We start from the raw sequence: 20,130 nt of genomic DNA, 5'->3' as shown, positions 1-20,130 counted from the left end.
AATTTATTTTTGAAAAGATAGAAAATAAATCGTAACGAAGCGTATTTAATTTTCTGCTTTACAACAAGTTTCGGCGGGCCTTTGGCCCGCCGAAACTATAAAATATAAATTCAACTTCTTCTACAAAGTCTCTTTCAACCATTCAAAAAATTCACGTTGCCAAGCAAGCGCATTTTGCGGTTGCAAAACCCAGTGATTTTCATTTGGAAAATATAAGAATTTCGATTTCAAACCTTTCAATCGAGCCGCTTGAAACGCTTCTTGACCTTGCTCATAGGGAACTCTAAAATCAATTCCACCTTGGATAACCATGATTGGCTTATTCCATTTATCAACAAAATTGATTGGATTAAAATCTGTAAATGCTTTTGGAACCGGCTTTTCAAATGGTGAACCAATATCCCAGTTAGCGAACCATAACTCTTCCGTTGTTAAAGACCATGATTTCATATCAAAAAGTCCATCATGAGCGATGAATGTTTTGAAACGATTTTCATGAATTCCTGCCAACATAAATACGCTATAACCACCGTAACTAGCACCTACAGCTCCCATTCTATCACCATCTACATAGGGCAATGTTTTTGCAAAGTCAGCTGCTGCAAGATAATCTTTCATCACTTGCCCTCCCCAATCTTTAGAAATATCTTCATTCCATTTCGTTCCCCAACCTGGCATTCCACGGCGGTTTGGAGCAACAACAATGTAATCATTTGCGGCCATCAATGCAAAATTCCAACGTAAACTAAAATACTGTGTTAATGCAGATTGCGGTCCACCTTGGCAATACAACAGGGTTGGATATTTTTTGTTCGGATCAAAATTTGGCGGATAATGGAACCAAACTCCCATTTCTTTTCCATCCGAGGTTTTCACCATCTTCAATTCGGATTTTCCCGTAGTAATCTTTGCGTAATTTTCTTTGTTAACTTCGGTAACCGAACTCATTTTACCACTTTTCAAATCAACGGCAAATAAATCTGAATTATGATTGATATCTACTCTACCAACGATTAATTCGTTTTTATTTTGAGCTATGATTTCATTTACATCAAAATCTCCTTTTGTGATTTGATTGATTTTTTTAGACTTTGGATCCAAAGAAAAAAGCTGCTTCGTACCACGATACGCCGCTGTGAAATACATCATTTTCGAATCTGGTGCCCAGAACGTTGCTCCAGAAACAGAATCATCCCAACCTTGCGTAAGATTCGTGGTTTTTCCAGATGGCCAACTCATGATTTTAATGTCATTTTTATCGGCTTCATAACCATCGCGAGCCATACTAAGCCAACTCAAAGTCGTTCCATCAGGTGAGAATTTAGGACCAACATCATAGCCTTTATTATCTTTCGTTAGGTTCTTTGTTTCACCAGAAGCTAAATTATAAGCAAAAATGTCTGTATTTGTTGATTTTGCGTACTCAGCTCCACTTAAAGGCTTCGTTACATAAAGTAATTGAGAGGAATCTGGACTCCAAACGAAATCCTCACTCCCGCCAAAAGGTCTTTGAGGCGAATCCCACGTTTTTCCTTCCAATAAATCCTTTGCTTGATCTACGTTTTGAGATGTATTCACTACAAAAACATGGTTGTATTTCCCTTCATTAAAATAATCCCAATGACGATGATTAAGATCGGAATAAATATGCGCGGTCGTTTTAGGAAGATCTTTGTATTTGTCCTTCCCTAGTAAATTTTCTACTAAAACCTCTTTGCTGAAAGCCACTTTTTTTCCATCGGGTGAAATCACAATATTATCTACTTCACCAATTTTATAGAACGAAGTCCACGTTTTTCCAGAGTCTTTTGAAATAAAAATTTCACCTGCTTCGACTGCATACAATCCATTTTTATCCCATTGAATTACTGATTTTTTTCCGAGATCAATTCCTTGCGTTTGCCTTTTCAAAAGATCCAAAGCAAAGAATTTAGAATTGTTTTTCTCGGTTTTCAAATCAGTTTTGCTCACTTTATAAAGCAAACTCGCTTGATTAGGAGCAACTGCTTGCACTCCTAACTTGTTTAATGACCACAAAATTTCGGGTGTCATTACTTGTTGTGCATTCATAAGCAATGGCGCTGCTAGCGCTAATAACGTTTTTGTCAGTTTCATTATAAGAAATTATACTTTTTATTTAGATTTTCTTGTCTTCCGAACGGGTTTTCTCACCTCACTTAAATTCTGGAATATCCATTCTTCCATTTGAATGATGAAATTATTTCGACTCAAAACCATTTTACACAGATAGATGAATCCACCAAAAATAACCGCTAAAATAAAAGAAAATGTTCCAAAACTTTTCGCAATTACTGCTCTTTGATCGTCATTTAAAACCAAATTAAACTGTCTTGAAACCCAGTCTAGAAATATTTTAAAATCAAACCAGCCTTCTAAGAATAATCCAATTCCTAAAATAAGAAAAAGCGCTGCTAAAAGTATGGCAACAACATATAGAAAACCGACAATAAATGTATTGCCGGTTACGGATGGTTGCCCGTCCAGAATTGTTTGTAACTCTCGTAGTTTCATGGTTTACTCTTCGCCACCAAAAATTCCGTTAAGCAACGATGTTAGCACCGATAGTAAAATACTAAAGATAAATGCCCACCAAAACCCATCAACAGTCATAGAATCCATAAAATAATCAACCAAAAGAATCATCAAAGCGTTGATTACTAAAGAGAAAATCCCTAGCGTTAAAATCGTAATTGGTAAACCAATAATCTTTAAAATAGGTGTGATAAACGTGTTTACCAAACCTAAAACAATTGCGAAAATTATGGCAGAACCAAAATCCTCTAAGTGTACGCCACTAAGCACTTTGGTTAATCCAAAAGCAACGGCGGCTGTAATAAGAAGTCTTATTATTAAATTCATAATATACGTTTTCATCAAAATTACAAAATTTTAGTTGAACGAATTCCCGAAAATCCACACAACTAATCAGAAAAGTGAAGTAATGAAGCGAAATATTTTTATAAATTGCTTTAAAATTAATTCAATGAAGATTAAAAATCTCCTAAGTATAGTAACCATCGCAATGAGTTGTAGTATAGTTGCCCAACAAAAAAAAGACCTAGCCAAATACGTGAATCCTTTTATTGGAACAGAAAAAATGGGCCACACCTATCCGGGAGCGACCGTTCCGTTTGGATCGGTGCAATTGAGTCCAGAAACCGATTCGCTTTCGTACGAACTGAATGGAAAATACAATCCTGATGTGTACAAATATTGCGCTGGATATCGCTATGAAGATAAAACGATTGTTGGTTTTAGCCATACCCATTTTAGTGGGACTGGACATTCTGATCTTGGAGATTTTCTCATCATGCCAACCGTTGGAAAACTGCAAATGAATCCGGGAACGGCTCAGAATCCAGAAAAAGGGTTTCGATCAAAGTTTTCCCATCAAAATGAACATGCTGAAGCTGGTTATTACAGAGTAAAATTGGATGAACCCAACGTTCTTGCTGAACTTACAGCGACCTCAAGAGTTGGTTTTCATCAATACACTTTTCCAAAATCGAATGATGCCCATGTTATTTTGGATTTGATGGCTGGAATTTATAATTATGATGATAAAAATGTTTGGACCTACGTTCGTGTTGTTAACGATCGATTAATAACCGGATACCGGCAAACTTCAGGTTGGGCTAGAACAAGAACTGTTTATTTTGCCATGGAGTTTTCAAAGCCATTTAAATCTTACGGACAAAAGAATTTTGAAACCAACCAGGTTTATAAAGGCTTTTGGCGAAAGTTTAATCAAAACGAAAACTTCCCTGAAATCGCAGGTCGAAAAATCAGAATGCACTTTGATTTTGATACCCAAGAACAAGAAAAAATTCAAATCAAGTTTGCTATTTCTCCCGTTTCACAAGCCAATGCAGAAGCAAATTTAAAAAATGAAACTCCGAATTGGGATTTTAATGAAGTTCGTAAAAATGCGTACAACCAATGGAATTCGGAACTCAATAAAATTCAAATCACGGCTTCCGAAGAAGACAAAACCAATTTTTATACAGCGATGTATCATTCCTTTATAAGTCCAACTGTTTATATGGACGGAAATGGCGAGTATAAAGGTTTAGATCAAAACATTCATCAAGCCAAAGATTTCACCAATTACACGACATTTTCCCTTTGGGACACCTATCGTGCGCTGCATCCTTTTTTCAATATTATTCAACCCAAACGAAATAACAACATGGTGCGTTCGATGATGGCGCATTACAATCAATTCTCGATGAAAATGCTCCCGATTTGGTCGCATTATGCCAATGAAAACTGGTGTATGAGCGGTTATCACTCGGTTTCTGTTGTTGCCGATGCCATTATTAAAGGGGTTTATACGGGAAATCCTGAAGAAGCGTTAAAAGCGTGTATCGAAACGTCCAACAAACGTATGTATGAAGGAATTGGCGAATATATAGACAAAGGTTATGTTCCGGCTGACAAAAATGGAACTTCGGTTTCTAACACGTTAGAGTATGCGTATGACGATTGGGCGATTGCTCAAATTGCTCAAAAACTTGGTAAAACAGCCATTTATAACGAATACATGAAACGTGCATCGCATTGGAAAAATGTCTACGATTCGAATATAGGATTTATGCGTCCACGATTTGCCAATGGTGAATTCAAAAAAGAATTTGATCCTTTAGACACGCATGGACAAGGCTTTATCGAAGGAAATACGTGGAATTATTCCTTTTTTGTTCCACATCAGCCTAAAGATTTAATCGAAACGATGGGCGGAAAAGAAACCTTCTCAAAAAAACTAGATGAATTGTTTACGATGCATCTTCCAGACGAGTTTTTTGCCAACACAGAAGACATCACCCGAGAAGGAATTATTGGCGGTTATGTTCATGGAAATGAGCCGGCACATCACGTTCCGTATTTGTATAATTTTGCTGGACAACCTTGGAAAACGCAGGAAATTATTCGTAAAATTTTGAAAATGCAGTACCAAGCAAGGCCTGATGGATTGGGTGGAAATGATGATTGTGGCCAAATGAGTGCTTGGTACATTTTCTCTAGTTTAGGCTTTTACCCTGTTGCTCCTGGTTCCGATGACTATTCGATTGGAAGTCCGTTGGTAAAAACCGCAGAATTGCATTTAGAAAATGGAAAAACCTTCAATATTGAAGCGAAAAATCAAAGCGATAAAAACATCTACATTCAAAAAATGGAATTGAATGGAAAACCATTAAATCAATTTACATTGAAGCATCAAGAAATTATGAATGGTGGAAAATTAGTTTTCGTTATGGGACCTAAACCAAATAAAAAACTCTAATGAACATCATTCCAAAATTAAAAACCATTGCTTTAGTCGCTCACGATCACAAGAAAGACGAGCTTTTACGATGGGTGAAAAAGCATAAGGCCATACTTTCTCAGCATCAATTAATTGCAACGGGAACAACGGGAAAACTCATTGAAAATGAAATTGGTGTTGAAGTAAAACGCGTGATGAGCGGGCCTTTAGGAGGCGACCAGCAATTGGGAGCATTAATAGCCGAAGGTAAAATTGATGTCGTGATTTTCTTTTGGGATCCAATGGAAGCGCAACCTCATGATTCCGACGTTAAGGCTTTTTTACGTTTATGTGTGGTTTGGAATATTGTGATTGCTAGTGATCCTTCCACTGCAGATTTCGTAATTTCTTCGCCTTTGATGGACATTGATTACTCGAAAGAAAGTACAGATTACTCCGAATATTTAAATCGAAAAATTGATAAATAAAAAAATTGAGAATCAGATTCTTTTGAAATTGGCTAAAACCAATATTCTGAATCTGATTCTCAAATTTTGCGTTTAAAAAACGCTATAACAAATACAAATTAGTTCCTATTTTAATTTTCTTTGCTTGTAGATTTCTTCAGCTTTTTGAACCGCTTTGTACGAATCTACTACGCCACCAGAAACCGCAAAATCTTTTAACTGATCGTTTTTGTTTACCGTTTCAATCAAAATTTGTTTGATATCTTTTGCCTTTAGCTTTGGATAATGCGACCAAACTAACGCAGCAACTCCCGCCACAGCAGGCGATGCCATAGATGTTCCTTGTGCAAACTGATATTTCGTTGTTCCCGGAGCTGTTGAATAAATTTCAGTTCCTGGCCCAAAAACATCTACTGCAGCTTTCCCATAATTCGAGAATCGAGCTCTTAAATTATCTGATTTTCTGGTATTAGCTCCAACAGTAATCGTTGTTGGACTGTATTGCTTTCCATTAACTAAAGTCAAGGGATACAACGTGGTTTGGTCAACATCTAAATTGTTGTTTCCAGCCGCTTTTACGATTAACACATTTTTAGATTCTGCATATTTGAAGGCATCCATCACCAATGGTGAATTATCATCTACCAATTTCCCGAAAGACATATTCAAGATTTTCGCTCCATTGTCAACCGCATAACGGATTCCATTAGCAACATCTTGGTCACGCTCATCTCCATCAGGAACAACACGTACTCCCATAATTTTAACGTTAGAACCTCCACCAGTTCCCATCATTCCTTTTCCATTATCCCATTCGGCAGCGATAATACCAGAAACGTGTGTTCCGTGGAAAGAAGCCAATCCATTCACATCATTATTTCCGTATTTTTTACCAATTCCTTCTTGTGGATTGTAATCAACGTTATAACTATATTTCAATGAATTTTCAGCTCCTTTAATTTGAGCTTCTAATCTACTCAAATACGTTTTTGTTACTTGCGAAACTTTCTTTCCTTGATAGTCCTTTTCATTCATATCATTGAAAATCTGCAAACCTTCTAATGCCATCGCATTGTCAGTATTCAATGCTGCCAAAGCCGCTTTTGAAGCAACGACATCACCTGCAACAGAATTTAACGCATTTAAACGTGGCGTCATATAATCCAAACGAGATTGAGCAACGGCTTTATTCAATTCAAACTTTGATCTTGTAGGATAAAACTCATTGGCAAGCGTTAAATAACGCTGATATTCTTTTGGATTGCTCGATTTAGAAGAAGTCTCAAAAAATCGATGAAGTTTTGCAAACTGACGTGTTAATTCATACGAATCTTCTGAATAGTTATTTCCGTTTTTGTCTGTAACGAAATTCCAACCGTGGATATCATCAACGAAACCATTTTTATCATTGTCTTTCTTGTCATCTCCTTTTTCTTTAGGATTTACCCACATTACGTTTTTCAGATCTTCGTGGAAATACTCCACACCGCTATCCAAAACGCCGACAACAATATTATTCGGTTTTCTGTTGTGTTCTTTTAAAAATTCTTTCGCTTTTAAGGTATTTACCCCATAAACACCGGTTGCTTCAAAATCAGAATGCATCCAGTTTTTCAAGAACGTAGAATCGGTTTTAACTTCAACTTTATTTTGTGCTTGAAAATTAGCTACAGAAGCTAACAAAGCCAAACTAAATACTATTCTTTTCATAAACTAAAATCTTTGCGCCATAAGTCGCATTTTTATAGAAAATGTTACAGATTTCATAGAATTTATCCATTACAGTTCAATTCTCAATTGATATTAGAAATAAAAAAATCCCGAATCAAATTCGGGATTAGTATTTTAAAGCTGTTCGAAAGGCTCAACTTTCAGAATTTCAATTTTCTTTTCTCCTTCTGGGAATGGCCATTCAATAACAGAACCTACTGGCATTCCTACAGTAGCAAGTGCCATATTTGAAAGGATAGAATATTTGTTTTTCTTAGGTTTTGCACGATTTGTAGAAACGAAAATATATTCTTCTTCTTCATTCGTCGCATGATCCTTAATCAACACTTTTCTGTTTACAGTTACAATATCCTCAGGAAGCTCTTTTCTTAGAACTTGTTTTGCATTTTTCAATTGATTTAAAAGAATTTCTTCTTCCTGAATCGTCGTTCTTTTTCTTCTTAAATGATCTTTAATAACGTCGTAAATACCTGTTGTTACAATAATTTGATCTTCCATTTTATAAAATTTTAATGTTATGTATATCGCTTGATTTGAGACTTCGCAAGAAATTTGCGATAGCACAAAGCCATCACCTATTCTTGAGAAATCGTATGAATTGAAAATTGTTTTTGAAATATCCCCGCTACAACTTAAAGCAGGGCGATTGAGATAAACTCTTTGGAATCTTGAAGAAAGATGTCATCTAACAAATACGACAGATTCCCAGAAAGCAGAGCCTTTGGAGAATCGTTGGGTGATAAGCCATCAAAATAATGTCGCATTTTTTCGTATTTGAATGACAAACATAACCAATATAATGCATAAAACCAAATAAAAAGTACTGAAAATCAGTTGTTTATATTTTAAAACTTTCCATTAAATGGAATTTTAACTCACAAAAAGTAGCTTTCCTTAAAGGAAAACAAGGAAAGTTTAGCCTTTCTCTAATTTAACCGTAAAAAATTGAGGAAATGATAATAAAAAAGCCCTCAAAATAATGAGGGCTTAGTTAAAAATAAAACTAAAATTTATTTCTTAATTACTTTCGTTGAGTATGATTTACCGTTAGTTTTAACAATTAATACATACATTCCTGAAGAAAGTTTTGACATGTCAGTTCCTTGATCAGCTAGTTCACGTTCAGTTAATGAAACTTGCGATACTTTTTTTCCATCCGCACTGTAGATTTCTACATCTGCCTTTCCAGAGAAAGATTGAGCGAATTTCACTTTCACTTTATCAACCACTGGATTCGGGAATGCAGCTACGTTACCAAACTTCTTCATATCTACTGTACTAAGAACTGTATCTACTTGTACACATGCAGGTGTAGAAGGAGTTGATTTGTTTACTCCATTATATACCGCAACAACGTCATAGCAATAATTACCAGGTGTTACAATTGAATTATCAACATAAACCATGTCCGATGAATCTAGTGTCGTAATTGTGCTTCCGTCTCTTTGTACTTCGTAAGAACTGATTGTATTAGATGGTCCTGTAGTAATTTGCGGCCATGTCGGCTTAACTGTCGCATTCGTACTAACATCTCCATAGTCATTACGCTCTTCTAAAGTAATTGAATTTTTATTCTCTGTGGATACTTGTGATGAGGAAGCTGCATTAGTAATAAACCCAGGAGTACTTATTCTAATATTGTCTAATGTTAGAACATATTGGTCATTATTATTACTGTAAAATGCTAATCTAAATGGTGTACCATCCTGTACAGAAGCTAAATCTACTTTATTAAAGCTACTGTCATTTTTTACTGTCACACCATCATAAACTAAAGTTCCTGCTTGTACTTGAGCTGCTGTTAATGCTGTATTGTTTGCAACTTTTACATAATAAATTTTTAGATTATCTAAGAAATCTGGGTCATAAGCTGGTGAATCAAAAACTAATTCTGAATAAGTTGATGGTAAAGTAAGCATTGGCGTTACTAAATAATCATCCGTTTGTACACCTGTTTGCGTAGTTGTATTGTATGAATATACAGCCGCTGTTGGTCCTCCAACAACAAAATTAGCTCTTCTCCAGGTATTTGCATCTTTATTAGCATCTATAACTTGCCATCCAGTTGGAGGGAATGTTGTTGCAGTAAACATTTCATTAATATAAGCATAAGGTGTTCCTGCGTCTGGCGCTGCCCAAGTAAGAGAAACAGAACCTCCATTATTAGTTGCTGAAACTGCTTTAGGTGCATTTGTGTTGGCAAAAACATTGACAATATTCGGTTTGGAAACTGTATTTTCACCAAAAGCTGATTTTGTTTTTAATGAAACCGTATAATTTCCTCCTTTAATAAATTTAACATTCAAATGCTCAGAAGTAAGAGATGTATTCTGTAAAAATTCAAAAGCACCAGGAGTATTTGGAGTAATGGTCCATTCAAATTGATATGGAATAGGATATCCTGAACTAAGGTTACTAAATTGAACATTTTCTCCTGGATAAACATAACCTCTATCAATTGAGAACTGATTACTAAACGAAGCATCAACAACATTAAAAAAATCTTCTTTCGTGTTTTCACCACTTCCTAAAGCATTAGTCATATTTAGTTTTACTGAATATTTTCCTTTAGTATTGAATCGTACTTGAGGTTTCTCACTTGTAGCTGAAGTTCCATTAACAAAAGTTACCGTGTTTGGAGTAAATGACCAGTTCCAAGCAGTTACCGCAGGACTTATTGTATGTGATGTGTTTAATTGTACATCCGTATAAGTTGAAATAACATTAGACCCATCAGAAATAGTGTACGAAATATCCACATTAGGAATTCCCGCTTCTAAATTAGATACTGTAAAATCATCTATTGCAGCTGCCCAACTAGTTTTTCCGGCTTGAGTTCTATGCTGAATACCAAAATACTGAACTCCATCTGCCGTTGCGGTAAATTCAAATTCTTTCTTAGCCCAAGCAATAGGATCTGTTTGCAGTAATGTATTTAGATTTAGTGAAGTAGTCATAGAGGAAACAGCTTGCGAATTTCCTACAAATGTTTCTAAAATCTCTCCACGATTCACATTGGCTGAATTTCTTTTTACATAATAACTTACTTTGTATCTAGATCCAGCTTTTAGTACCACAGGGTTTGATAATAACCAGTCATTAACAGACGCAACATTATTTTGAGAACTGTATGCCACTTGCGAACCATCTCTATTAAAAGTAGCATCTGCCGTTAATCCCCATACATATGAATCATTATTAGCGTCTACAACCTTCCAACCATCTCGTTCAAATGTTGTATCAAAATTCTCAAGCATTGTAGAGTTCCCTTCTCTCAAATCTGCTTTGATAGGCACAATGGATCGTTGCATATAATTATTTGTAGAAACTAAATCTCCCGATGCCACCACCCTTGCTCCTACAACATAGTCAGCAAAAAGTTTTGGAAAATCTGCCGTAAACAACACATCTGCTGTTTGACCACCAGCAATATTAGCAACTGGTTGGGTGGATTCTGACACAACAGCACCACTCTGATCTTTTACAGTAAGAATCACATTAATTGGACTTGTAAAGTCTTGTACTCCATTATTTTTAACAATAACTTTTACTGGTGTAGCCATGCCTATTTCTTCTTTAGCAACATTTGGCTCAATATTACTCACCTCTAAATCTGTATCGGCAGGCATTCCTGTAACGCTAAGACCGTAATAAACATCATCAGTTAGAGTTCCTTTGTGGGTAAAAGATAATGTTACTGTACCTGTTTGAGGATTTTCAATATAAATCTGTTCAATATTATCAACTACATTATCACCAGTAGTTGCAACATTTGCTGGATTTGCTGGATCTAAAATGTAAGGTAAAAATACTGTTCCATTTTGTTCAACTCGTAAATCTAAATCATCAACAAGCTTCGGAGTTCTATCATTAAGAAATGTTGGATCTTTAGGGGCCGACGACGAAATATTTGCTTTAGGAACACCTGGCTTATCCAACCAAGCTAGGGTTGCTTTAAATGGTTTTCCTGCTTTAACATTAAAAGTTAACGTTACTGTTTCACCATTTTTAAGTACCCCTTCTTGATAATCAGAAATACCTCCTTTGTTTTCAATTAAATCAACTGATGCTTTTGCATCAATTAATCCAAATCCATAAATATAATCTGGTCCTAAATTTCCAGCTTCTTTCGCAGTATTTGTAATGATACTTTTAATTAAAGGCGATGTAAAGTAATTCCCAGTTTTCTTTTTAGCAAACTCTTGAACTAAAGTTAAAGCACCTGTAGTAGCTGGTGTTGCCATTGATGTCCCACTCATGGTTCCGTATGCACTATCACCTGAACTAAATGCAGAATAGACACCTGCTCCATCCGCAACTACTGTTGGTACAATCCTTCCATCATCTGTTGGTCCCCAAGAACTAAATGCAGTCATCGTAACACTTTGAGGTCCTTGATAATCCAAAACAGGATTTACGGCACCTACTATAATAGCATTTTTGGGTAAACTACCAAAAGATACACAATCATATCCCGTTGCACCTCCATCTTTTTCTCTTGGCTCTGCAGTTGTACCTGCGTTACTTGGTCCATCTCCTCTATGGTTTCCTGCAGATCTCACTAAAGTATGCCATGGAGCAGCCAATAAAGAAACATCGGTTGCAGCATCATATTCCGAATAATATCCAAAACGATAATCAATTGTTGGACTTACACTGGTGTTACCACTCCATGTCCACGCTGTTCCTGCAGAATTTAAAGTCCACCCAGCATTATAACCGTAAGAATGTGTTGATAGTATTCCTTCTTGCTTAGCTAGAGAAGCGCTTAGTTCATTAAAATTATCATTAAAATCATATGAAACAATCTTAGAATCAGGTGCCATTCCTTTGGCCTTAGTGTTGATTCCTGTTGCAAGAATAGTCCCTGCTACGTGTGTAGAATGGTCACTTAAGGTAGTTACAATTGAACCTGTATCTGTACCAACAATGATTTTCCCAACTAATTCCTGATGCGTAGCACGAACTCTACCTCCATCCCATTCAACAATTTTCACATCTTTTCCAGATAGATCATAGCCGCTTGCGCCACCAAACTGTAATAGGTTTACCCCAGAAGTAATTGCAGCTTTCTCGTTGTCAGTAATTAGGTAAATTGGATTTCCACTTCCATCAATTGCGGCAAGTTGCATAATCCGTCCATCTTTGGCCTCAAATCTAAAAGGAACATCTTTTTCTTTCGCAAATTTCTTCAGCGTAGCTTCTGATACTACCAATTTTTGAGCTACTGCCTGAGCTTTAGACAAGATTGCATCATTGGTTTTACTTTTCAGAATTTTTGCATCAGATGCTGTTTGTGCATTCGCAGAAATTGACAATAAGGCAAAAAAACCTGCCGTCAAAAAAAGCTTTGATGATGCTTTAAAGTAATTTTTCTTCATAAATAACATTTAATAATTCCGGCCTAAGATATGATAAATTATCAAATTATTAGTAATAATGTTATGTATTGTCTATAAAAATTAGAAATTTTATCCCAATAATTGAATTATCGCAATTAAGAATTTCATATCTAAATACTAGATAATAAATTCATTACTAATAAATTATGCTTCGCATACAACCTGGTTTAAATTAAAGATTTGTAGAAAAAACTAGTAATATTATTTTTAAATTTTCCGAACTTTGATTTACGAAAATGCAGAATGAGTTTATTTGAATTTTTAGAAGAACCTTCCCGAAATTGGCTTCCAAAAGATGGCGAAGTAAATTACCATGGTAAAATACTCTCTATTGAAGAAGCAACGCGCTTTTATGAATCGTTATTTCAGGAAATTGAATGGCGAAATGACGAAGCTCTAATTTTCGGAAAACGGATTCTCACCAAACGAAAAGTTGCTTGGTACGGTGATTTGCCCTTTGAATATACCTATTCTAAAGTCACCAAAATGGCGCTTCCTTGGACGGAAAATCTATTAATTTTAAAAAAGCTTGTCGAAGAACAAAGCGGTGAAACGTACAATTCTTGTCTGCTCAATTTATATCATACAGGCGACGAAGGAATGGCGTGGCACAGCGACGGCGAAACCGATCTTAAAAAAAATGGTGCCATTGCTTCTCTAAGCTTTGGTGCCGAACGAAAATTTGCATTTAAGCATAAGCAAACCAAGGAGAAAGTTGAAATCCATCTTGAACATGGAAGCTTGTTAATTATGAAAGGCACGACGCAATCTCATTGGCTGCATCGCCTTCCTCCAACTAAAAAAATTAATACTCCTCGAATAAATCTTACTTTCCGAACAATTGTTCGATAACATTATTCAAAAACCTTCAACAATTCGGTCTGTTGAATGACTTCAAATTTGCTATTGATAAGATTGTAATTCGCTTGTAACCAATTATTTCGAACTACGAAAAAGTTATACGCATCAATTAAACCTTCACGGTATTTTTCTTCGGAACGTTCAAAAGACAACTTTTGATTTTCAAAATTCTCGTTGAGAAGTCGATTCTTTTCAGTCGCGTTGGCATATTGTTCCGCAATGATATTCAATGTTTTATAAAGTTCGGTTATCTTTTTTTGATTGTCGTATTCGGTGTTGAGTTTATCTAATTTTGAGATTTCAACATTATTTTTTACTTGAAATTGCTGAAAAATTGGAATATTCAATCCTAAATACACTTGTTGATTTTTATTTTGCGAAAATTGATCGGAAAAATTGGGAGCAACATTTCCTGAATTCAAAACTTTAGAATAAAACGTTGACCATTGATATTGCCCTGAAATCGATGGTAAATAACCAGATTTGGCAATTTTTAAACGTTGATTAGCGATTTCAATATTCTTTTGCGTTTCAGCATAAACTGGATTTTTCTTCACCAATTCTTCAATTAAATTCTCCTTTGAAATAAAAGGAAAAGCTTCGGCTTCGCTTCCATTCATCACAAAATTGATGGAATCTTGATTGATATTTAACGCCGAAAGGAGATTTATTTTTGAAATATTGACATCGTTCTGCGCCGAAATCCACTGTTCTTGAATCGTTCCAAAATTGGCTTTAATATCGTAAACATCGCTTTTTGCACGACTTCCGATTTCCACTTCTTTTTCCGTTCTTGTGATTTGCTCTTTCATCCCCGCAACTTGCGGTTCTAGAACTTCCAACCAAGATTTGCTTTTTTGATACTGAAAAAACAGATTGATAATATTCAATTTTACATCATTCAAAATGCTTTGCGAACGGTATTCTGAGCTTTCTTTATTGAGTTTTGACAAACCGATATTCAAATAATTTCGCCAATTGAATAAATCAACATTTGCTTGCGCCGAAAATTGATCGTATTGAACATTCAGCGCTTCCCTCGCATTGTTGCTGGGATTAATGGTCGATCCAAAACTGTAGCTGTGACCGATGTTTGCGTTAACCGAAGGCAATAATTTCCCAGTCGCCATGTTTTTCTCACGGATGTTTTTGTTGACTTCTAAAAGCCCTTGTCGCACGTCTGGATTCGTTTTTTGGGCGTAATCCAGACATTGCTGCAAAGTCCAATTTTCTTGTGCAGAAAAAAGGTTAACAAGTAAAATTAGTAGGAATGAATATTTTTTCATTTTTATTTTTGTTAATTATTTCATCACTTCAAGTAAAAATTTAAATAATATTGTTTCGAGAAGCTTCGTCCTTATTAGTAATTAAAAAGTTCTCGATACGATTTCTCCAAAATCTACTCGAACTGACGAATTATTTAATTTACTAGATTTCTTTTTCCTTAAAATGATAATTCATAATTATCAATTAACAATTCTATTTATTCGTATTTCAAGAATTTAACAAGGTTAAGTTTTGTTGCTTTGATGGCTTTGATACTCACAACAGCAAAGGTTAATAAGAGCAAAAGAATCAAACTCAAAACGTAAGGAAACCACGGCATGTCGATTCGATACGCGAAATCTTTCAACCATTCGTTCATGGCGTAATATCCCAAAGGAAAACTCAAAATAACTGCTATAACCGTGATGATTAAAAACTTTTTTGTTAAATCCCAAACGATTGTTTTTTCATCTGCACCAAGCGTTTTCTTAATAGCAACATCTTTTAATTTTTGCTCGATTAACAAAGATGATAAGGAGAACAACCCCAATAAAGCAACCGCCAAAACAACGATATTTAGGACTGAAAATAAGGTTTTTTGGTTTTCGAATTTTTGAAAAGTTTTTTGGAAATTCTTATCTACAAATGAATAGTCAAACGGATAACCTTCATCCACTTCTTTCATCCAAAAATCACGAATTCTAGTAATCGTTCCATCAATATCATTTTTAGAAAGCTTGATTTGAACGCCATACATTTGATTTTTCGCCCAATTTCTATTGTAATTAAAGAAAACCGCCGGTGTAACTGGTTCATTGACGCCATTAATGTAAAAATCCTTGACAACGCCAATAATTTTATAATTTTTATTTTCTTCCCAACCTGTTTTCAGTTCTTTTCCTAAGGCTTGTTGATCATTCCAACCCATTTTTTTAATGAAAGTTTCGTTTACAACCGCTCCATTAATGGTATCAGAAGCTTTTTTCCAATCTAAATCGCGCCCAGAAGCCATTTTTATTTTATAGAAATTAAAATAATTTTCATCAATTCCACCAACCATCACATTTTCCAACATTTTTGTTGTATCAGCCGCATATTTTGTAATCGACGTATTTCTCACACCAATTCCAATTTCAGAAATCGATCCTGTAACATCCACAACGCCAGCAATTCTTTTAAGTTCGTCTTTCGTTCGCAGATATTTTTTGAGATTGAAGTCTTTTTCTTGACGATTTTGCTTTTTAAATTGCACCGAAAGCACTTGATCACCTTTAAAGCCTAACTCTTTATTCATCATGTGTTTCACCTGAGAATGAATGATAATGGAACAAATAATAAAGAATGAAGAAATAATTAATTGAATAGTCAAAATTGAATTTCGCAACCAAACACCACTTTTGCTTCTCGCAAAATTTCCTTTAAGCGTATTAATGGGTTTAAAATTGGACAAATACAAGGCTGGCAAAATCCCAGCAAACAAGGAAAAAACAAATAAAAACAATCCTGATAAGTGAAATATTCTGTAATCGTCTAACTTAATTTCTTTGTTTAAAAATGTATTGAACTTCGGCAACAGCAACTCGATCATGCAAAAAGCGATAAAATAAGCCACCAAACAAATAACGAAGGTTTCTAACCAAAATTGAAAAACCAATTTTCCTTTTGAAGTTCCTAAAGCCTTTCTAACACCTACTTCTTTCGCTCTTTGCGCTGCTTGTGCTGTTTTTAAGTTAACCAGATTAATCGCGGATAAAATCAAAATCAAAACGGAAAGTCCAAGCATAATTAGGATGGATTTTTTGTCGCCTTTTTCTACTCCAAATCCAGCTGCGTCCAATCTCATTTTATCAATTCGTGTCAAAATAACTTTCAAACTATTATCGGCTTCATAACCCCATTTTTTGGCTGTTATTGCATCTTCACGCAGCATATCTTTGGTTATTTTATCCTCCACAATTTTAGGATCTGTCCCAGGTTTCAGCCTAAAAAAGCCTGTGTAACTATAATTCGTCCACTGATTGGCTTCCTTCAAACCTGGCATTCTGATTAAAAATTCAGGATGAAAAACTGTTTTTTCATTGGGCATTTTATAAATCGCACTTACGGTAAACACTTTTCCATCATCATCTTTTTTAATGGATTTCCCTAAAGATTTCAAATATTCGTCACCAAAAAGTTGCTTTGCAATTTGTTCGGAAAGTGCAATTTGGGTTTCATTGTCCAAGGCATGAGTGAGATCACCCGCAATTTTTTCAATAGCCAAAAAGGAAAAAATAGAACTCACACTCATTCCCGATCTTACATACACCGATTTTCCTTCGGAAGAAATTTTAATTTTCCCCCAATCATTTAAAATGGTGTAGTCTTCAATTTCATCGTATTTCTGGGTAGTTACAGACAATTCGGGAAAACTAGAAACGGACATGGTACCAAACATCTTCCCCGAATTTTCCACCAAATAGATGTTTTCTTTATTCGGAATCCATTGTTCATAGGATTTTTCGTCTTGCCAATTGATAAATACCAACAAGAAAATACACAAACCAAGGCTCAACCCAAATACATTGATTATCGTGGAAAGCCAATTCTTTTTATAGTTGATGAATGCTATTTTAAGCCAATTTTTAAACATAACTCTTAATTGTTAATGGTTAATGGTTAATGGTTAATGGTTAATGGTTAATGGTTAATGGTTAATGGTAATTGATAATTGATTACTCGTATTTCAAGTATTTAACAAGGTTTACTTTGGTTGCTTGATAGGCTTTGATGCTGACAACAACAAATGTCAAAATCAGTAATAAAACCAAACTCAACACATACGGAAACCAAGGCATATCAATTCGGAAAGCGAAATCTTTCAACCATTCATTCATAAAATAATAGGAAATCGGAATGCTCACCAAAACCGCAACCAAAGTGATGATTAAGAACTGTTTTGTTAACCCAATAATCAACTGAGAATCGCTTGCACCAAGGGTTTTTCGGATGACCACTGCTTTTAACTTTTGTTCAATCATTAGCGATGACAAAGCGAATAACCCCAATAAAGCAACCGTTAAAACCATAATATTTAATACCGAAAATAAGGTGCGTTGCTTTTGATATTTTAAGTAGGTTTTTGCAAACTGTTTATCAATGAAATAGTAATCATCAAAAGGATAACCCACCTCTACTTCTGTTGTCCAATATTTTTTAATTCTATTCAAAGTACCATCAATGTCGTTTCCACTTAATTTTAATTGAATATTGTTGACATTATAGCGTTTCCATTGCGTTTCTTTATAATGAAAGAAGGAAACAGGTTCAATCTCGGATTTTAAACCTCGGAGATTGAAATCTTTTACAATTCCAACAATTTTGTAATTCCCTTCATAATCGAAACCTGGATGAAAAGTACGATCAAAAGCTTGCTGATCCGTCATTCCAAACTTTCGTACAAAAGCCTCATTCACAATCATGTTGGTAATGGTATCTGAAGCCAAATTTGGGTTTAACCAACGACCTTTCAATAATTTAACTCCAAGAAATTGAAGGTTATTAAAATCCATCGATCCATGCTGAACTTGGACACTTTCCTTCATGTAATCCATATTCGAGCTGCTGTAGTTATAACTTCCTGGAAATACTTCTCCGAATGAAATATCTTCAACACCTTGTATTTTTTTCATTTCGGTTTTCAGACGTTCATATTTTAACCAAGGTTTATCAGGAAATTCATTAAAATTGATTAATAAAATTTGGTTTCCATTAAAGCCCAAGTCTTTATTCATCATATAATTCACTTGAGAATTGACGATAAGTCCACCGATGATAAAAAAGGATGAAATGATTAATTGTAAAGTCAAAATCCCGTTACGCAGCCAAGAACCGTGTTTGCTTCTTGCAAAATTTCCTTTTAAGGTTTCTATCGCTTTAAAATTGGATAAGTACAAGGCTGGAATAATCCCGGCGATTAAACTTACCAACGCCATCATTCCAAAAGAATAAATGAAAATCATTGGATCGGTCATTTTCAATTCTTTTCCCAGATATTTATTAAATGAAGGTAAAACGAGTTCTGTAAGCCCTAAAGCAAAAATAAATGCCGCCAAACAGATTAAAAAAGTTTCTAATAAAAACTGAAAAATCAAACTCGCTTTTGTACTTCCAATCGCTTTTCTAACGCCCACTTCTTTCGCACGTTGAGACGCTTGAGCGGTTTTAAGATTGATAAAATTAATAGCGGACAAAACAACGATAAGTACCGACAATACAAACAAAATCAAAATTGTTTTAAAATCTGGAGCACCAAACCACGACGCTTTCGCATGCAATTTCATTCTATCCAAAGGCGTTAATAAAACATCGTTTGGACCGTATTTGTCTTGGTACTCTTTTACTGAAATTCCAGCTTCTTTAGCGCCAAGTTGCGCTCGTAGTTTCAGAACTTCATTTTTAAATTTTTCTTCTACCAATCGAGGATCCGCACCTTTTTTCAACATGAAAAAACAACCGTAATTGAAATTTCCCCATTGATCTTTATCATTTTTAATTTGGTCATACGCCAAAGCAACATAATCAGGATTAATCTGTGTATTTTCTTTTGGAAGCTGATAAACAGCCGTTACCACAAAGTTTTTACCATTAATTGTTAAAGATTCGCCAGCGACATTGGTTCGTCCAAAAAGATTTTTTGCGGCTTTATCAGACAGCGCAATTGAGGATTCATTTTTTAATGCGTTTGTATAACTACCAGAAAGTAACTTGAATGGAAAAAAAGTGAAAAACTCTTCTGAAACTTGAAATCCACCATCTTGAAAAACGGATTTTCCATTGGCGATCATTTTTGTTGAATACCCAGCGCCGTTTTGCAATGCGAAATGACTGATTTCTGGAATTCGCTTTAAAGCTTCTTCCGCCATTGGATACGAAATCGTGCTTCCATAGCCTTTTTGCGCATCGAAATATGCCTGAAATGAATAAATATCATCCTTCTTAGGATTCCATTTTTCGTAGGATTCTTCGTCATTCCAATGCATTAGGATTAAAATAAATCCCGTTAAACCAATAGTTAAACCGAACAAATTAATGCAGGTGGAAAGCCAATTCTTTTTATAATTGATGAATGCTATTTTAAGCCAATTTTTAAACATAA

At 35.1% G+C, this 20,130-nt stretch carries 13 protein-coding genes; 3 read left to right on the top strand and 10 right to left on the bottom strand.

Going from position 1 to position 20,130, the window contains the following annotated elements; translation table 11 throughout:
- Window positions 1-120: 120 nt before the first annotated feature.
- The 3 genes from AC5XHR_RS00365 to AC5XHR_RS00355 are packed head-to-tail and all read right to left on the bottom strand — an operon-like array spanning window position 121 to window position 2,880.
- Window positions 121-2,115, bottom strand: coding sequence for a S9 family peptidase (locus AC5XHR_RS00365; RefSeq protein WP_495948782.1), 1,995 nt, complete (start codon window positions 2,113-2,115; stop codon window positions 121-123).
- 18 nt (window positions 2,116-2,133) lie between these two features.
- Entirely contained in the window at window positions 2,134-2,532 is a 399-nt protein-coding gene (locus AC5XHR_RS00360; protein ID WP_495948781.1) for a hypothetical protein, read from the bottom strand.
- Between the two features lie 3 nt (window positions 2,533-2,535).
- The gene (locus tag AC5XHR_RS00355) at window positions 2,536-2,880 is read right to left on the bottom strand and encodes a phage holin family protein (RefSeq protein ID WP_495948780.1); all 345 of its coding nucleotides are present in this window, start codon (window positions 2,878-2,880) and stop codon (window positions 2,536-2,538) included.
- Window positions 2,881-3,004: 124 nt separating this feature from the next.
- On the opposite strand from AC5XHR_RS00355, the gene AC5XHR_RS00350 reads away from it, so the two are divergent.
- Window positions 3,005-5,305 carry a GH92 family glycosyl hydrolase gene (locus tag AC5XHR_RS00350; RefSeq protein WP_495948779.1) on the top strand — a complete coding sequence of 767 codons (2,301 nt, stop codon included), beginning with the start codon at window positions 3,005-3,007 and terminating at the stop codon, window positions 5,303-5,305.
- Window positions 5,305-5,754 (top strand): methylglyoxal synthase, encoded by a 450-nt coding sequence (locus AC5XHR_RS00345; RefSeq protein ID WP_495948778.1) that lies wholly within the window; start codon window positions 5,305-5,307, stop codon window positions 5,752-5,754. The genes AC5XHR_RS00350 and AC5XHR_RS00345 overlap by 1 nt, the downstream gene beginning before the upstream one ends.
- A gap of 105 nt (window positions 5,755-5,859) precedes the next feature.
- Here the strand turns inward: AC5XHR_RS00345 and AC5XHR_RS00340 are convergent, their stop codons facing one another.
- The 4 genes from AC5XHR_RS00340 to AC5XHR_RS00325 all read right to left on the bottom strand — a co-directional run bounded on the left by AC5XHR_RS00340 (window position 5,860) and on the right by AC5XHR_RS00325 (window position 12,782).
- A complete protein-coding gene (locus AC5XHR_RS00340; RefSeq protein ID WP_495948777.1) occupies window positions 5,860-7,443 on the bottom strand; it encodes a S8 family serine peptidase in 1,584 nt (527 codons plus the stop codon).
- A 135-nt stretch (window positions 7,444-7,578) separates the two neighbouring features.
- Complete coding sequence (locus AC5XHR_RS00335; RefSeq protein ID WP_495948776.1) at window positions 7,579-7,962, bottom strand: GreA/GreB family elongation factor; 384 nt, start codon at window positions 7,960-7,962, stop codon at window positions 7,579-7,581.
- A gap of 134 nt (window positions 7,963-8,096) precedes the next feature.
- Window positions 8,097-8,228: a hypothetical protein gene (locus AC5XHR_RS00330; protein ID WP_495948775.1), complete on the bottom strand. Its 132-nt coding sequence runs from the start codon at window positions 8,226-8,228 to the stop codon at window positions 8,097-8,099.
- 246 nt (window positions 8,229-8,474) lie between these two features.
- Window positions 8,475-12,782, bottom strand: coding sequence for a S8 family serine peptidase (locus AC5XHR_RS00325; protein WP_495948774.1), 4,308 nt, complete (start codon window positions 12,780-12,782; stop codon window positions 8,475-8,477).
- Window positions 12,783-13,109: 327 nt separating this feature from the next.
- On the opposite strand from AC5XHR_RS00325, the gene AC5XHR_RS00320 reads away from it, so the two are divergent.
- On the top strand, window positions 13,110-13,718 hold the full coding sequence (locus AC5XHR_RS00320; protein ID WP_495948773.1) for an alpha-ketoglutarate-dependent dioxygenase AlkB family protein: 609 nt from the start codon (window positions 13,110-13,112) through the stop codon (window positions 13,716-13,718).
- Window positions 13,719-13,720: 2 nt separating this feature from the next.
- Here AC5XHR_RS00320 and AC5XHR_RS00315 read toward each other — a convergent pair whose 3' ends face one another.
- The 3 genes from AC5XHR_RS00315 to AC5XHR_RS00305 all read right to left on the bottom strand — a co-directional run bounded on the left by AC5XHR_RS00315 (window position 13,721) and on the right by AC5XHR_RS00305 (window position 20,128).
- The gene (locus tag AC5XHR_RS00315; protein WP_495948772.1) at window positions 13,721-15,013 is read right to left on the bottom strand and encodes a TolC family protein; all 1,293 of its coding nucleotides are present in this window, start codon (window positions 15,011-15,013) and stop codon (window positions 13,721-13,723) included.
- Window positions 15,014-15,210: 197 nt separating this feature from the next.
- The gene (locus AC5XHR_RS00310; protein WP_495948771.1) at window positions 15,211-17,625 is read right to left on the bottom strand and encodes an FtsX-like permease family protein; all 2,415 of its coding nucleotides are present in this window, start codon (window positions 17,623-17,625) and stop codon (window positions 15,211-15,213) included.
- A gap of 82 nt (window positions 17,626-17,707) precedes the next feature.
- Window positions 17,708-20,128 (bottom strand): ABC transporter permease, encoded by a 2,421-nt coding sequence (locus AC5XHR_RS00305; protein WP_495948770.1) that lies wholly within the window; start codon window positions 20,126-20,128, stop codon window positions 17,708-17,710.
- Window positions 20,129-20,130 lie beyond the last annotated feature (2 nt).

The sequence above is a fragment of the Kaistella sp. CFF1-2 genome (assembly GCF_059509915.1).
The sequence above is the reverse complement of the archived record's forward strand: the minus strand, read 5'-3'. Positions and strand labels throughout refer to the sequence as shown.

What these genes read in the sequence shown, in the direction of transcription:
- AC5XHR_RS00365 (WP_495948782.1), bottom strand. Translation starts at nt 2,115, where the DNA reads ATGAAACTGACAAAAACGTTATTAGCGCTAGCAGCGCCATTGCTTATG.
- AC5XHR_RS00360 (WP_495948781.1), bottom strand. Translation starts at nt 2,532, where the DNA reads ATGAAACTACGAGAGTTACAAACAATTCTGGACGGGCAACCATCCGTA.
- AC5XHR_RS00355 (WP_495948780.1), bottom strand. Translation starts at nt 2,880, where the DNA reads ATGAATTTAATAATAAGACTTCTTATTACAGCCGCCGTTGCTTTTGGA.
- AC5XHR_RS00350 (WP_495948779.1), top strand. Translation starts at nt 3,005, where the DNA reads ATGAAGATTAAAAATCTCCTAAGTATAGTAACCATCGCAATGAGTTGT.
- AC5XHR_RS00345 (WP_495948778.1), top strand. Translation starts at nt 5,305, where the DNA reads ATGAACATCATTCCAAAATTAAAAACCATTGCTTTAGTCGCTCACGAT.
- AC5XHR_RS00340 (WP_495948777.1), bottom strand. Translation starts at nt 7,443, where the DNA reads ATGAAAAGAATAGTATTTAGTTTGGCTTTGTTAGCTTCTGTAGCTAAT.
- AC5XHR_RS00335 (WP_495948776.1), bottom strand. Translation starts at nt 7,962, where the DNA reads ATGGAAGATCAAATTATTGTAACAACAGGTATTTACGACGTTATTAAA.
- AC5XHR_RS00330 (WP_495948775.1), bottom strand. Translation starts at nt 8,228, where the DNA reads ATGCGACATTATTTTGATGGCTTATCACCCAACGATTCTCCAAAGGCT.
- AC5XHR_RS00320 (WP_495948773.1), top strand. Translation starts at nt 13,110, where the DNA reads ATGAGTTTATTTGAATTTTTAGAAGAACCTTCCCGAAATTGGCTTCCA.
- AC5XHR_RS00315 (WP_495948772.1), bottom strand. Translation starts at nt 15,013, where the DNA reads ATGAAAAAATATTCATTCCTACTAATTTTACTTGTTAACCTTTTTTCT.
- AC5XHR_RS00310 (WP_495948771.1), bottom strand. Translation starts at nt 17,625, where the DNA reads ATGTTTAAAAATTGGCTTAAAATAGCATTCATCAACTATAAAAAGAAT.
- AC5XHR_RS00305 (WP_495948770.1), bottom strand. Translation starts at nt 20,128, where the DNA reads ATGTTTAAAAATTGGCTTAAAATAGCATTCATCAATTATAAAAAGAAT.